At 45.1% G+C, this 13,015-nt stretch carries 11 protein-coding genes; 7 read left to right on the top strand and 4 right to left on the bottom strand.

Going from position 1 to position 13,015, the window contains the following annotated elements:
* Positions 1–34 precede the first annotated feature (34 nt).
* From lpoB to R7O12_RS12480, 4 genes are all read left to right on the top strand, one after another.
* A complete protein-coding gene (gene lpoB / locus R7O12_RS12465) occupies positions 35–625 on the top strand; it encodes a penicillin-binding protein activator LpoB (RefSeq protein ID WP_005378467.1) in 591 nt (196 codons plus the stop codon).
* A gap of 24 nt (positions 626–649) precedes the next feature.
* Positions 650–1,531, top strand: coding sequence for a thiamine kinase (gene thiK / locus R7O12_RS12470; protein ID WP_318105643.1), 882 nt, complete (start codon positions 650–652; stop codon positions 1,529–1,531).
* 75 nt (positions 1,532–1,606) lie between these two features.
* On the top strand, positions 1,607–2,149 hold the full coding sequence (gene ycfP, locus R7O12_RS12475) for an alpha/beta hydrolase YcfP (protein WP_206955014.1): 543 nt from the start codon (positions 1,607–1,609) through the stop codon (positions 2,147–2,149).
* Between the two features lie 533 nt (positions 2,150–2,682).
* Entirely contained in the window at positions 2,683–3,972 is a 1,290-nt protein-coding gene (locus R7O12_RS12480) for an NAD(P)/FAD-dependent oxidoreductase (protein WP_005378463.1), read from the top strand.
* Positions 3,973–4,048: 76 nt separating this feature from the next.
* Here R7O12_RS12480 and R7O12_RS12485 read toward each other — a convergent pair whose 3' ends face one another.
* From R7O12_RS12485 to R7O12_RS12500, 4 genes are all read right to left on the bottom strand, one after another.
* A complete protein-coding gene (locus R7O12_RS12485) occupies positions 4,049–4,597 on the bottom strand; it encodes a GNAT family N-acetyltransferase (protein WP_005387823.1) in 549 nt (182 codons plus the stop codon).
* Positions 4,598–4,757: 160 nt separating this feature from the next.
* On the bottom strand, positions 4,758–5,525 hold the full coding sequence (locus R7O12_RS12490) for a peptidoglycan binding protein CsiV (RefSeq protein ID WP_021707672.1): 768 nt from the start codon (positions 5,523–5,525) through the stop codon (positions 4,758–4,760).
* 7 nt (positions 5,526–5,532) lie between these two features.
* On the bottom strand, positions 5,533–8,994 hold the full coding sequence (mfd, locus tag R7O12_RS12495) for a transcription-repair coupling factor (RefSeq protein WP_318125887.1): 3,462 nt from the start codon (positions 8,992–8,994) through the stop codon (positions 5,533–5,535).
* A gap of 5 nt (positions 8,995–8,999) precedes the next feature.
* Positions 9,000–9,569 carry a hypothetical protein gene (locus R7O12_RS12500; RefSeq protein ID WP_017634743.1) on the bottom strand — a complete coding sequence of 190 codons (570 nt, stop codon included), beginning with the start codon at positions 9,567–9,569 and terminating at the stop codon, positions 9,000–9,002.
* Positions 9,570–9,818: 249 nt separating this feature from the next.
* On the opposite strand from R7O12_RS12500, the gene lolC reads away from it, so the two are divergent.
* From lolC to lolE, 3 genes are read left to right on the top strand one after another with little or no spacing between them, the layout of a single operon-like run.
* Positions 9,819–11,027 carry a lipoprotein-releasing ABC transporter permease subunit LolC gene (gene lolC, locus R7O12_RS12505; protein WP_318125888.1) on the top strand — a complete coding sequence of 403 codons (1,209 nt, stop codon included), beginning with the start codon at positions 9,819–9,821 and terminating at the stop codon, positions 11,025–11,027.
* Positions 11,020–11,727 (top strand): lipoprotein-releasing ABC transporter ATP-binding protein LolD, encoded by a 708-nt coding sequence (gene lolD / locus R7O12_RS12510; protein WP_005378457.1) that lies wholly within the window; start codon positions 11,020–11,022, stop codon positions 11,725–11,727. The genes lolC and lolD overlap by 8 nt, the downstream gene beginning before the upstream one ends.
* Before the next feature lie 2 nt (positions 11,728–11,729).
* On the top strand, positions 11,730–12,974 hold the full coding sequence (gene lolE / locus R7O12_RS12515) for a lipoprotein-releasing ABC transporter permease subunit LolE (protein ID WP_017820016.1): 1,245 nt from the start codon (positions 11,730–11,732) through the stop codon (positions 12,972–12,974).
* Positions 12,975–13,015: the final 41 nt, after the last annotated feature.

Raw genomic sequence — 13,015 nt, forward strand, 5'->3', positions numbered from 1 at the left:
CGATGCGCTGGTATTGAAAAACTAAGGAACTCTCATGAAAAAAAGTATTATTGCTCTTTTAGGTCTTGCCGTCATTTTAGGTGGCTGTTCTAACAAAGTCTCTTACGGCGATGCGCAAGCAACAGAAACCACGACTATCGATTTTGGCTCAACAGATTTACAAAAAATCGCGGCTGAAATGGTGGATAGCATGATGATGTCGGGCTCTGTAGCAGCAATTACTCGTGACCAACGTCCTATCGTTTTTGTTGAGCGAATTAAGAACAAAACCAGTGAACATATTGACACTGAATCCATTACTGACACGATCTCTACTAAGATGTTGAACTCAGGTAAGTTCCGCTTTGTTGATATGGATCGTGTTGAGTCTGTGCGTGAACAACTTAACTTCCAAAACACGGATGAGCTTGTTAACCAAAGCACAGCGATCCAATTTGGTAAAATGGTTGGTGCTCAATACATGCTTTACGGCAACCTATCTAGCATTGTGAAAAATGCAGGTAGCGATAAAGATGTATACTACAAGATGACCATGCGCCTAATGGACCTAGAAACAGGTTTGATTGAGTGGGCGGATGAAACTGAAATTCGTAAAGCGCAATCTAAGAGCCTATTCGGTCTTTAATCGAACAGGGTGGAGAAGTCATCAATGGCATGGTTTTCTTGGCAACAAGCAAAACAGTTAGATCCGAGTCTTAACGCTCTCGATGGCTTCTTTACGGAGCCTCCGGTAAAAGTACAAACTGTTACCGGGGGGCTAACCAACCGCTGTTGGCGGTTGGAATCTTCTCAAGGCCTTGCATACATCTGGCGACCGACCAGTCATGTCTGCAAGGCTTTTTCAATTTCTCGTCACAGTGAATATCAAGTGCTGAATGCAGTCTCTTCATTGGAAATTGGCCCCAAGCCAGTTTTTATTCATGAGCAAGGGTTGCTGGTGGAATGGATAAAAGGAGAGGCGCTGACGGAGTCAGGCTTAGCACTAAGCGATTTATTATCCATTGCGGCGAAGATTCATCAATATCCGATAAGCGCAATTCCTTTGGTTCCATTTTCATATATTTCTCGCATCGATCATTATTGGCTTGAGCTTGATGGTCAGTATGTGGGTACGGAGTTTGATGCTTTGTACATGAAGTGGCGCACGGAACCGAACGTTGCACCTGTTCCACTTGCCCTATGTCACTTCGATCTGGGGTGTTATAACCTAGTGCGAGGAGAGAATGGGGTGAAAGTCATTGATTGGGAGTATGCCGGGATTGCTGACCCTAGGCTTGATTTGACCTTAACTATTCAGGTCGCGAATGCGCCTGTGGAAGAAGCGGTAAAGCAGTATTGCCAAATTCGAGGTATCGAAGATGTGTCTCTTTGGCTGAGAGGTGTACACGCTTGGCAACCAAGAACCTTGGTGATGGCGATGCTCTGGTATCTACTTGCCTATAAATTGTGGGGAGGTGAACAATACTTAAACAGTGCGTATGAGTTGAAAGGCTCATTGTGTATGGAAGATCACTGTTTTGAGAACTCGTGATATTTTCCCCTTTAATAGTAAGGAAATAGTGGTAGTTTTAATAAAAGTACCAGATACACACAGGGAGAGGTACAGATGATTATTTACTTACACGGCTTTGACAGTACAAGCCCGGGTAACCACGAAAAAGTTCTTCAACTGCAATTTATCGACGAAGACGTTCGTTTTATCAATTACAGCACCCTTCACCCAAAGCACGACATGCAACACTTGTTAAAAGAAGTGTCTAAAGTTATCGATCAATCTGATGACCCAAACCCGTTAATCTGTGGGGTAGGTTTAGGTGGTTACTGGTCTGAGCGAATTGGTTTTCTATGCGGTATCAAGCAAGTGATGTTCAACCCGAACTTGCACCCAGAAAAAACGATGGCTGGTCGAATCGATCGCCCAGAAGAGTACGAAGATATCGCAACAAAATGTGTTGATCAGTTCCGAGCGAAAAACCAAGCGCACTGCTTAGTGATTCTCTCTAAAGATGATGAAGTGCATGACAATTCGAAAACGGCAGCTGAGTTAGGAAAACACTATCAAATCATTTGGGATGAAACTCAGTCTCATAAGTTCAAAAAAATCTCTCATCATTTACAAGCGATAAAGGTATTTAAAAATACTTATTAATGTTGAGTGTAGACAGTAAAGCGGCGTTTTTATCGGCTGCTTTGCTGCGATTCCTTCTCTTGAGTATGCCGAGCCACTGTCTCTTTGAAAGGCACATTTTCTTGGTTTAACGCTTTGAATATTGTGTTCTCCTTACCGTTTTCTTACTTCCCTCCTATGTAGCACGAACACCTTGTTGTAGAGTAGTCGAAAAGTAGTCAATCCGTACTCGTTACACGGATTTTGGTTGCCTTCAAAGTTGGTCTCTATATAATGAACCGGACTAAAATAATTTGATAAATATCAAAAAAAATTGAGAGCGAGTAATAAACTTGCCCAAAAAATTCTGGCGTCGTATGCGTACCAGATAAACATGCCAAACCCTGACAAGTCATTGATAGATAAAGAATCAAGGTGAATGGCAGTTTTTTAATCCAAGTAATTGAGACACCTCTAAGAACCAAGAATTCATCGGTTGGATGGATGCCACAAATATTTGTGAGTCATGCATCGAGCTGAACCCCATATATTCATTTTTGTAGAGGAAAATCATTGTGACACGCATTATCGTTGTAGGCGGCGGTGCAGGTGGTCTTGAGTTGGCAACTAAGCTTGGTCGAACTCTAGGTCGCAAAAACCGTGCGCAAATTACGCTAGTCGATCGAAAAGCGAGCCACTTGTGGAAGCCATTATTGCATGAGGTTGCTACAGGTTCTTTGGACGAAGGAGTAGATGCACTGAGCTATCGAGCTCATGCAAAAAACCACAGCTTCGACTTCCAAATGGGTAGCCTTCAAGACATCGACCGTGAACGTAAAGTGATCATCTTAAGTGAGCTTAAAGACGAACACGGTGAACTTCTTATGCCAAGCCGTGAGCTAGAATACGACATTCTAGTGATGGCGATTGGCTCGACATCAAACGACTTCAACACGCCTGGCGTTCGTGAAAACTGTATTTTCCTAGACAGCCCTGAGCAAGCACACCGTTTCCGTACAGAAATGAACAACGAGTTCCTAAAGCTGCACGCGAAAAACGGTAACGGTACGGTCGATATTGCGATTGTTGGTGCTGGTGCAACTGGCGTTGAACTATCAGCTGAGTTACATAATGCTGTTAAAGAGCTGCGCACTTATGGCTTCGGTGATCTTGATTCTAGCAAGTTGAACGTCAATCTGATTGAAGCAGGTGAGCGTATTTTACCAGCGTTACCTCCACGTATTTCTTCTGCTGCTCATCAAGAGTTGGTGAAGTTGGGCGTAAACGTGCGCACCGCCACTATGGTGACTAAAGCTGAAAAAGATGGCCTTACTACAAAAGATGGTGAGAAGATCCCAGCTCAAATCATGGTTTGGGCTGCGGGTATCAAAGCTCCAGACTTTATTAAAGATATCGCTGGCTTAGAAACGAACCGTATCAATCAGCTTGTAGTGAAAAACACACTACAGACAACACGAGATGATGACATCTTTGTTATTGGTGACTTAGCACAATGCACCCAGTCTGACGGTTCGTTCGTGCCGCCACGCGCTCAAGCTGCACACCAAATGGCAAGCCAGGCATTTAGTAACATCGTCGCGAAGATCAACGGGCGCGAGTTGAAAGACTATGTATATAAAGATCACGGTTCATTAGTGTCTCTAAGTCGCTTCTCAACCGTTGGTAGTCTGATGGGGAACCTAACTAAAGGGTCGATGATGGTAGAAGGCCGTATTGCTCGTGTCGTTTACATCTCATTGTATCGCATGCACCTAATGGCGTTGCACGGTGTATTCAAAACCGGTCTGATGATGCTCGTCGGCCGCATTAATCGCGTGCTGCGTCCAAACCTTAAGCTGCACTAAGGTTTTAAATCCACTCTGTGTGGATGTGTTGTATCTTAAAAAATGCAGAAGCCACCACAAGTCGGTGGCTTTTTGTTTATGTTAGATCTGTCGGTAAAAGTGAGAACACAACGCCATCTTTAGGCTTACCCTGAAAAATAAACCGGTTTCTGGCGATGGCTTCTTTTTGTGCACCGACGGACTCAATTAAGGCTTGGCTAGCTTCGTTGTCGGGGTCACAAACAATCTCTAGTCGAGTTAAACTTAGCTTTGCGAAGCAGAATTCTGCTAAGGCTTTAACGGCTTCTTGGGCATAGCCTTGCCGTTGATAGCGGTCGGCAACCCAGTAACCAATACTCGCCATATTAAACGTATGATATAACTCATTAACCGCTGCCATTCCAACCAAAGTGTTACTTTGCCGCTCATAGATACCGAAACCAAAAGCCTCAGTTTTGACCCAGTTAAGACGGGTTGCCAACAGAAAGTCCTGCGCGGTTTTCAATGTGACGTTTTTATCACACCAGTCAAGCCATTGGTGCAGCGAAGGGGATTCTGCAAGTAATCGTTGTAGTGAATGTGCTTCTTCAGCAGGGATGAGCTTGAGCGCTAAGCGGGGCGCAATGATTTCAAAGTCTGGACTCATGAACTAATACGACTTCCATGTTGAGTGTAAGTAAATTGAAAGCTGTCTATTTATACTTGAACGCAGCTATTTTCCTTGCTCTGCGTTGGTTAGGAATAACTGAGGTATAGCAGATAAAAACAAAGCGCAGCTTTGCTGCGCTTTGTCGAACCGCTCGTGCTTATCGAACCCGACGAACTTGAATGATCATACCCATCAACGGGTTATCTAGGTAATGAGTCTCGCTGCTACGCATACGACGTTTTTGATCCATTCGATAACTCTTCAGGAATTTCTCTTCGGTTACTGTCGGCGATATTTCTGCCAAGTTACCGACTTGGACGTTACCATCGACTTCACCTAAGTCATCCGCCAATTGCTCAGTTGAGGTTGGTTCAAAACGCACCTCTCTAACACTTGGTTCGCGGAGATCTAGTGTTGTTTCGGCGAAGAGGTAATGCTGTACGTATATTTGGAATCGACCATCTAGTTCATATAAAGGACCATTGACCGTCTCTTCACTGTAACCGTCGCTGGAAAATGTTTGATTGCCATTGATTGGGCGGCCATCTGCTTGATAAGAATCAGAGAAATCTCGCCCGCCAACGATGCGGAAAATTGGGGCGCTAGATTTACCTCGGTCACCTTGACGCCAGGCTACGTGTTTAAGCACTTTAAAGCCGGCATGATTATTTAGTGCCGCTTCTTGCGCGTTGAGACGGAAAGAAGAACTTGGCAAAAGTGTCACGCCTTTAGAGCGGCGGTAGGATTCACTCTCTAGGCTACCGACATTTTCCATATCGATTTTTGGCAGTTGATTCGGCCAAGATTCTGTTGTGCTTTCAGCGTCGACTGCTCGCTTGAAAATGATCACTTCAATATCAAATTGGCGCTGTGCCCAAGAGGGCATTGAGACACATAGAAGCAATAACGGGATCAGTATTCTCATTCGACTATTAGCTCGTTGGTAATAAATTCTGTTTAAAATCATTCAGTAAGTCTTGAACAAACTGAATGCGTTTACGTCGGTCCACCAATGGTACGCTAAACTTGAACTTAGTTGGACCTTCCATTGCAAATTTTTGCGGCTGTGATTGCAGCAGTTTAACTAAATACGCTGGATTTATGTCAGCATCAGGGTAAAACTCGATAAATCCACCTTTATCATGGGCTTCTATCTTTTTCGCTTTTAAACTACCAGCCGAAATTTTCAATTCTGAGACGGCAAGTAAGTTCTTTGTTGCGTCTGGAAGCAAACCAAAGCGATCAATCAGTTCCACTTTTAGCTCTGATAGTTCATCACTGCTTGTGACACTCGCAATGCGTTTGTACATCGACAGTCGTGTGTTTACATCCGGAATGTAACCATCTGGTAAGAGCGCTGGGATTCGCATTTCCACTTCAGTTTGCTCACGAAGCAGCTCATCCAAAGACGGCTCCTTGCCTTCTTTTAATGCTTGCACTGCTTGTTCCAGCATTTCCATATAAAGTGTAAAACCAACGGATTGAATTTGCCCACTTTGCTCATCACCAAGCAGCTCACCAGCACCACGGATTTCTAAATCGTGGGTTGCTAACGTAAAGCCAGCACCTAAGTCTTCCAGTGAAGCAATCGCATCAAGACGCTTGATGGCATCTTTGGTCATGGCTTTTGGATGTGGCGTTAATAAGTAAGCATAGGCTTGATGGTGCGAACGTCCAACACGGCCACGTAATTGATGCAACTGCGCCAAGCCAAGATTGTCCGCACGATCCATGATTATGGTATTCGCCGTTGGTACGTCGATACCGGTTTCGATGATGGTTGTACACACCAACACATTAAAGCGCTGATGGTAGAAGTCATTCATGATTCGCTCAAGTTCGCGCTCGCGCATTTGACCATGAGCCACGGTAATACGTGCCTCTGGGATGAGTTTCTGTAAGTCTTCTGCCGTTTTTTCAATGGTTTCAACCTGATTGTGCAGGAAGTAAACCTGACCACCACGCATAATTTCACGCAGTACCGCTTCACGGACCACTGGCTCTTCTTTTTGTCGAACAAAGGTTTTAATGGCTAAACGGCGTGCAGGAGGTGTCGCGATGATCGACAGGTCTCGCATGCCACTCATTGCCATATTCAGTGTGCGTGGAATTGGTGTTGCGGTGAGGGTAAGAATGTCCACATCCGCACGCATTGCTTTGACTTTTTCTTTTTGACGAACCCCGAAGCGGTGTTCCTCATCAACGATCAACAAACCTAAATCTTTGAATTTAATGTCGCTCGAAAGCAGCTTATGCGTACCAACGACAATGTCTACTTTACCATCGGCAACGTCTTGCAGAATGACTTTTTGTTCTTTGGCAGATTTAAAACGAGACAGTACTTCAACTCGGATTGGTAAGTTGGCAAAACGGTCACGGAAGTTTTCGAAATGCTGCTGAGCAAGCAAGGTTGTTGGTACGAGTACGGCGACCTGTTTACTGTTATCCGTTGCGACAAATGCTGCGCGCATAGCGACTTCCGTTTTACCAAAGCCCACGTCACCACACACTAAGCGATCCATCGCTTTTGCCTGGCACATGTCTGACAATACGGCATTGATGGCCATCGCTTGGTCATCTGTTTCTTCAAACGGGAATGTTGCTTTAAATGTTGCGTATTGCCCACGATCTAGCTCAAATTTGAAGCCAGGTTTTAATTCTCGTTTAGCATACACATCCAGCAATTCTGCTGCGACATCACGCACTTTTTCTGCCGCTTTACGACGTGCTTTTGCCCACGCTTCACCACCTAATTTATGCAGTGGCGCACTCTCTTCAGCGCCGCCAGAATAACGGCTGATAAGATTCAGTGATGAAACTGGCACGTAGAGCTTGGCATCGTTTTGATACTCAAGGGTGACGTATTCCGTTTTCATGCCACCGGCTTCAAGTGTTTGTAAACCGATGTAGCGACCAATACCGTGATCAATATGAACCACAGGTTGACCGGGTTTTAACTCCGCAAGGTGGCGAATAACGGTGTCACTGTTGACGGCTTTTTTATCTTTGCGGCGTCGCTGGATAACACGGTCACCGAGTAGATCACTTTCACAGATCAGAGCGAAGTTCAGCTCTTCGTGAATGAAACCATGCTCTGCTGCGCCTAAGATCAAGCTGAATCGATCTCCCGAGTCTAGAGCTTGGTAAAGTGAGCCATGTACGACTGGCCGAACTTTGATGCCTTGCAACAGCTCCGTTAGTGCTTCACGACGACCTTCTGACTCTACCGAGAAAACGACTTTTCCGCTGAATTGCTCACTAAACTGACGAAGGCGCGAGAGCGGCTCTTTATTTTGTTGCTGAACGCCAAGCTCGGCTAACGATTGTACGGGTAGGTTTTGACGACCGGCACGCTTAACCACTTTATCTAGGCTCAATTGAGCGATAGGGAGCTGTTTTAGTTGACTGAAAAGTTCGTCTTTTTTCAACCAAAGCTGTTCAGGAGTCAAAAGAGGACGCAACGGATCAACTTTTTTCTGGTCGTATCGATATCCGACATCGGTTAAGAAAGTATCGACCGCAGATTCGATATCACCATATGTGATGACTTGAGAGTCTTCTGGCAAATATTCAAATAAAGTCTCGGTATGGTCAAAAAACAGCGGCTGCCAATACTCAATACCAGCGGGCCACGTGCCTTTGGTCACTTGCATGTAGATTGATTCAGGCTCGCGGCGTGCGTCGAACTGGGTGCGCCAACGTGTACGGAAATCTTCAATCGCTTCTTTAGTGGTTGGGAACTCATGTGCAGGCAGCAATTGGATTTGCTGAATATCGTCGATAGAGCGTTGGTTCTCTGGATCAAACGTGCGAATGGTATCTATTTCATCATCAAAGAAGTCGATGCGGTACGGGTCATTGCTGCCCATAGGAAAGAGATCCAGAATAGACCCACGACTTGCATATTCACCTGGCCCAAATACTTGATCTACATGGCGGTAGCCTGAATTTTCAAGTTGTACACGTAACTTCTCTAGCGAGATTCGATCACCAGTTTTCACCATTAAAGTGTGTTGCAACAAAAAATCACGTGGCGATTGGCGTTGCAATACTGTACTGACCGGGACGATGGTTATGCCATCACGTTGACTTGGCAGTTGGTATAGGCGTGCGATACGTTCAGAGATGATTTCTTGATGCGGAGAAAAGTTATCGTAAGGCAGCGTTTCCCAGTCGGGGAATAGGCTTACCGTTTGGTCGGTGAATTGCTCAATCTCTGCCTGAAGCTTTAAAGCAATTTGCGGGTCAGGCACAACGAGTAGCGAGTGACTCGAATGCTGTTTGGCCAGCTCTGCAATGGCTAGAGGTAGAGCTGCGCCCGGCAAATTACCTAGCTGTTTTTTGTCGCCACGCTCTGAAGGGTTGGTGACGGAAAGAATCGTTGCTTTTGTCATAGGAATTATTTTTTATCTCGCTCCATCGAGCGCTGACGTAAAAGTTTTTGTTGTTGATACAGTGCCGCCTTTATCAGTAAATCTTGATCAGATTCTCGGAGCATCTTGTATCTAAGCGTGATAATGAAATCTTGCTCTGAAGCATCACATTCTTCTACTTGAGCGTAACAGTAAATCGCCGCAGCAGGGTGATCGAGGAACAGTTTAACACGAACGAGTTGTTGAGTAGTTAACGCTGTATCTGAGCGGAAACTGAGTTGACTAGCACCAAACTGCGTCGTTTGATATCGAATGGAGGCGTCATCTTGTTGTGAAAGCATAAAGCTCAACAAGAGGTTAAGTTTCGCGTTTTGCGTATCAAGCAAGTTGATCACATGCTTTAACTCTTTGTTTTTCAGCTCTAGACGCGCGTTGTCTGCCAACATATCTAAGTGACTAAATTCACTGGCGACAATAAATGGTGCTGGAATTTCGGAGGCAAATGTTTCTTCATCTGGCAAAGCAAAGTCCGCACTCAACGTTTCGACGTTGATGGTGAGGTTATGATGGACGGTAAAGTATTCTTGCTCTGTCATATAGTCGATCCTTTTGCCAGTGAGCGCTCCCTGTTCACTCAACAAACAAAGAGAAATAGGGCACTGATTATCGCTAACTGAATGAAGTTATCAAGTTTAGCTGATTTGTCCTTGAACTTTTTGCCCTAAATACAGACTTATTGCATGTCGTTGACAAATTTAGCGATTCTCTTGTCTTCTTAATGAGAAGAGTAAGGTAAGATAATCCGCTAAAGCTTTATATCAAAACAACCAGTTGGTTTGTCTTATATGTATCATCCTATCTCATTGTTTATTGGCTTAAGGTATCTTCGGGGACGCTCTGGAGATAGGTTCAGCCGATTTGTTTCTTATATGTCGACGGCGGGTATTACGATCGGTGTAATGGCGTTGGTGACGGTTCTTTCTGTGATGAACGGGTTTGAATCGCAGTTAAAAGAACGCATTTTAGGTGTGCTACCTCATGCCGTTGTTTCGCAACACGATGGAAAAACGCCTATGACCGAGTCTGCTCCTCCATTTGTTCAAGCGATGTCGAGTGAATCTCAGCCGGAGCCTATCGTTAGAGGAGAGGCTGTTATTCAGAGTTCTGCACAGCTGACGGCTGGTTACCTCATCGGTATTGAACCTAAGAAAGGCGATCCGATTAGCAACCATTTGATTGCCGGACGATTATCGTCACTTCAAGCAGGTGACTACAATGTATTTTTGGGTCACAGTTTGGCGCGTTCACTAAAGGTCTCAATCGGGGATAAAGTACGCTTGATGGTGACCAACGCGACGCAGTTTACCCCACTTGGTCGTATTCCTAGCCAGCGAAACTTCACTGTCTCAGGCATTTTCAATACGGGATCGGACGTTGATGGTCAATTAATGATTGTGAACATGACGGATGCATCTAAGCTGATGCGTTTCCCTAAAGACACGGTTTCTGGTTGGCGTGTCTTTTTCTCTGACCCATTTATGGTGACGGATTTTGCTGACCAACCCATGCCTGATGGATGGGAATGGAGTGATTGGCGCGAACAGCGTGGTGAGCTTTTCCAAGCGGTGAAAATGGAAAAGAACATGATGGGACTTATGCTAGGTCTAATTGTGGGTGTCGCTGTATTCAATATTATCTCCGCTTTGATCATGGTGGTAATGGAGAAACAATCAGAAGTCGCAATATTGAAAACTCAAGGCATGACTCAATCTCAAGTGATGACCATTTTCATGGTGCAAGGTGCAAGCAGTGGTGTAATTGGCGCGATTGTTGGTGGCGCTGCGGGCGTGATCTTGTCACTTAATCTAAATGCGATTCTTGAATCTGCTGGTGTGGCGCTATTCAGCTTTGGTGGTCATCTACCCATCTTGATTGATTCACTGCAAATTCTTTTAGTGGTGGTGTTGGCGATTGCTCTTAGCCTTGCTGCTACGCTTTATCCTTCTTATCGAGCATCTTCTGTTAAACCTGCTGAGGCACTTCGCTATGAATAAGCTATTAGAATGTCGTGATATTCGTAAAGTCTACCGAGAGGGTTCGTTAGATACGGAAGTGTTGAAAGGCGTAAGTTTCGATATCGACAAAGGGGAGTTGGTTTCTATTGTTGGCTCTTCTGGTTCGGGAAAAAGTACCTTATTGCATATTTTAGGTGCGTTAGATGACGCAACTCATGGTGAAGTTGATTTTCTAGGGCAAAACCTATCAGCTTTGAGCTCGAACAAACAGGCGGCATTACGCAACAAGCACCTTGGTTTTGTATACCAGTTTCATCACTTGTTGGCTGACTTTACTGCGCTTGAAAATGTGGCGATGCCACTGATGATTGGCGGTGCTAAAGTAGCGGATGCAAAACAGGCGGCTAAAGCGCTGTTAGATAAAGTTGGTTTGAGTCATCGGATGCAACATAGACCCTCCGAGTTATCGGGCGGTGAGCGTCAGCGTGTTGCGATTGCGCGTGCATTGGTGAATAAACCTGATCTGGTCTTGGCTGATGAACCTACGGGGAACTTAGATCACAATACGGCACTGTCTATCTATGATTTGATGCGCGAGCTCAATAAAGAGTCAAACATTGCATTTTTGGTTGTCACGCATGACAAAGAGCTGGCAGCAAAAATGGATCGTCAAATGCACATGCAAGATGGTTTGCTCGTAGATCGTTTTGTGACTGATACAGCATCTGCGGAGGGCTAGTTTTGTTTACCTCTTTAGCTTTGATGATTGGTGGTCGCTTCAGTCGAGCGAAAAAGCGCAACAAGATGGTGTCTTTCATATCGCTTTCTTCGACTATTGGTATTGCGGTTGGCGTTGCTGTGATCATTATCGGTTTGTCTGCAATGAATGGCTTTGAGCGCGAGCTGCAATCGCGTGTGTTGTCTGTGATCCCACACGGCGAGTTAGAAGGTGTTAATGGACCACTTCATGACTACACCAAAACGATGAATCAAGCTCTAAAACATGAACATGTTGTTGCGGCAGCACCGTACGTTCGTTTTACGGGCTTGGCAGAAAAAGGCAGTAAGCTAAAAGCGATAGAAGTTCGTGGTGTAGAGCCTACTTTCGAGCAAGCGGTGTCGAGCTTATCGAATTTTATTGACCAAGAAGCTTGGCAAAACTTTTATGCCGGTCAGCAGCAAGTGATCTTAGGACGAGGTGTAGCAAACGAGCTAAATGTCGCCGTGGGGGATTACGTTACGTTGATGATTCCGCAAACAGGCGGCGCAAATAAAGTGCAGGCTCCTAAGCGAGTGCGCGTGAAGGTGTCAGGGTTCTTAACATTGAATGGCCAAATCGACCACTCTCTAGCGTTAGTACCATTAGCGGATGCTCAGCAATACGCGAGATTAGGGGAAGGGGTCACTGGCATTTCACTAAAAACTGACGATGTTCTCAATGCGCCTTCTATTGTTCGCGAGGTTGGTAGCATGATTGATGTTTATGTGTATTTGAAAAGCTGGCAGCAAAAGTTTGGTTTTTTGTATCGCGATATTCAGCTCGTGCGCACCATTATGTACTTGGTGATGGTACTGGTGATTGGCGTGGCATGTTTTAATATTGTGTCTACGTTGATGATGGCAGTGAAAGACCGAGCGGCGGAAATCGCAATTTTGCGAACAATGGGAGCAAAAGATAGCCTAATCAAACGGATCTTTGTTTGGCAAGGTGTATTCTCTGGTGTATTTGGCAGTCTCGTCGGCAGTGTTATCGGTGTCTTAGTGGCGTTAAACCTGACTCCGTTAATTAAAGGGTTAGAGAGCTTAATTGGTCATCAGTTTTTATCGGGCGATATTTACTTCGTCGACTTCTTACCATCACAACTACACTGGCCAGATGTGGCATTGGTGTCAGTGACGGCGATAGTGCTTAGTTTACTTGCGACGTGGTATCCTGCTTCTCGTGCCGCAAGGTTGAATCCGGCGGCTGTACTGAGTTCTAAATAGCTGATTGTTTTACAATATGCGAAAAACAAAAAAGGACCGAA

This window comes from Vibrio sp. Vb1574 (assembly GCF_033338675.1).

What these genes read in the sequence shown, in the direction of transcription:
- mfd (WP_318125887.1), bottom strand. Translation starts at nt 8,994, where the DNA reads ATGACAAAAGCAACGATTCTTTCCGTCACCAACCCTTCAGAGCGTGGC.
- lolD (WP_005378457.1), top strand. Translation starts at nt 11,020, where the DNA reads ATGAATAAGCTATTAGAATGTCGTGATATTCGTAAAGTCTACCGAGAG.
- R7O12_RS12500 (WP_017634743.1), bottom strand. Translation starts at nt 9,569, where the DNA reads ATGACAGAGCAAGAATACTTTACCGTCCATCATAACCTCACCATCAAC.
- ycfP (WP_206955014.1), top strand. Translation starts at nt 1,607, where the DNA reads ATGATTATTTACTTACACGGCTTTGACAGTACAAGCCCGGGTAACCAC.
- R7O12_RS12485 (WP_005387823.1), bottom strand. Translation starts at nt 4,597, where the DNA reads ATGAGTCCAGACTTTGAAATCATTGCGCCCCGCTTAGCGCTCAAGCTC.
- lpoB (WP_005378467.1), top strand. Translation starts at nt 35, where the DNA reads ATGAAAAAAAGTATTATTGCTCTTTTAGGTCTTGCCGTCATTTTAGGT.
- R7O12_RS12490 (WP_021707672.1), bottom strand. Translation starts at nt 5,525, where the DNA reads ATGAGAATACTGATCCCGTTATTGCTTCTATGTGTCTCAATGCCCTCT.
- lolC (WP_318125888.1), top strand. Translation starts at nt 9,819, where the DNA reads ATGTATCATCCTATCTCATTGTTTATTGGCTTAAGGTATCTTCGGGGA.
- thiK (WP_318105643.1), top strand. Translation starts at nt 650, where the DNA reads ATGGCATGGTTTTCTTGGCAACAAGCAAAACAGTTAGATCCGAGTCTT.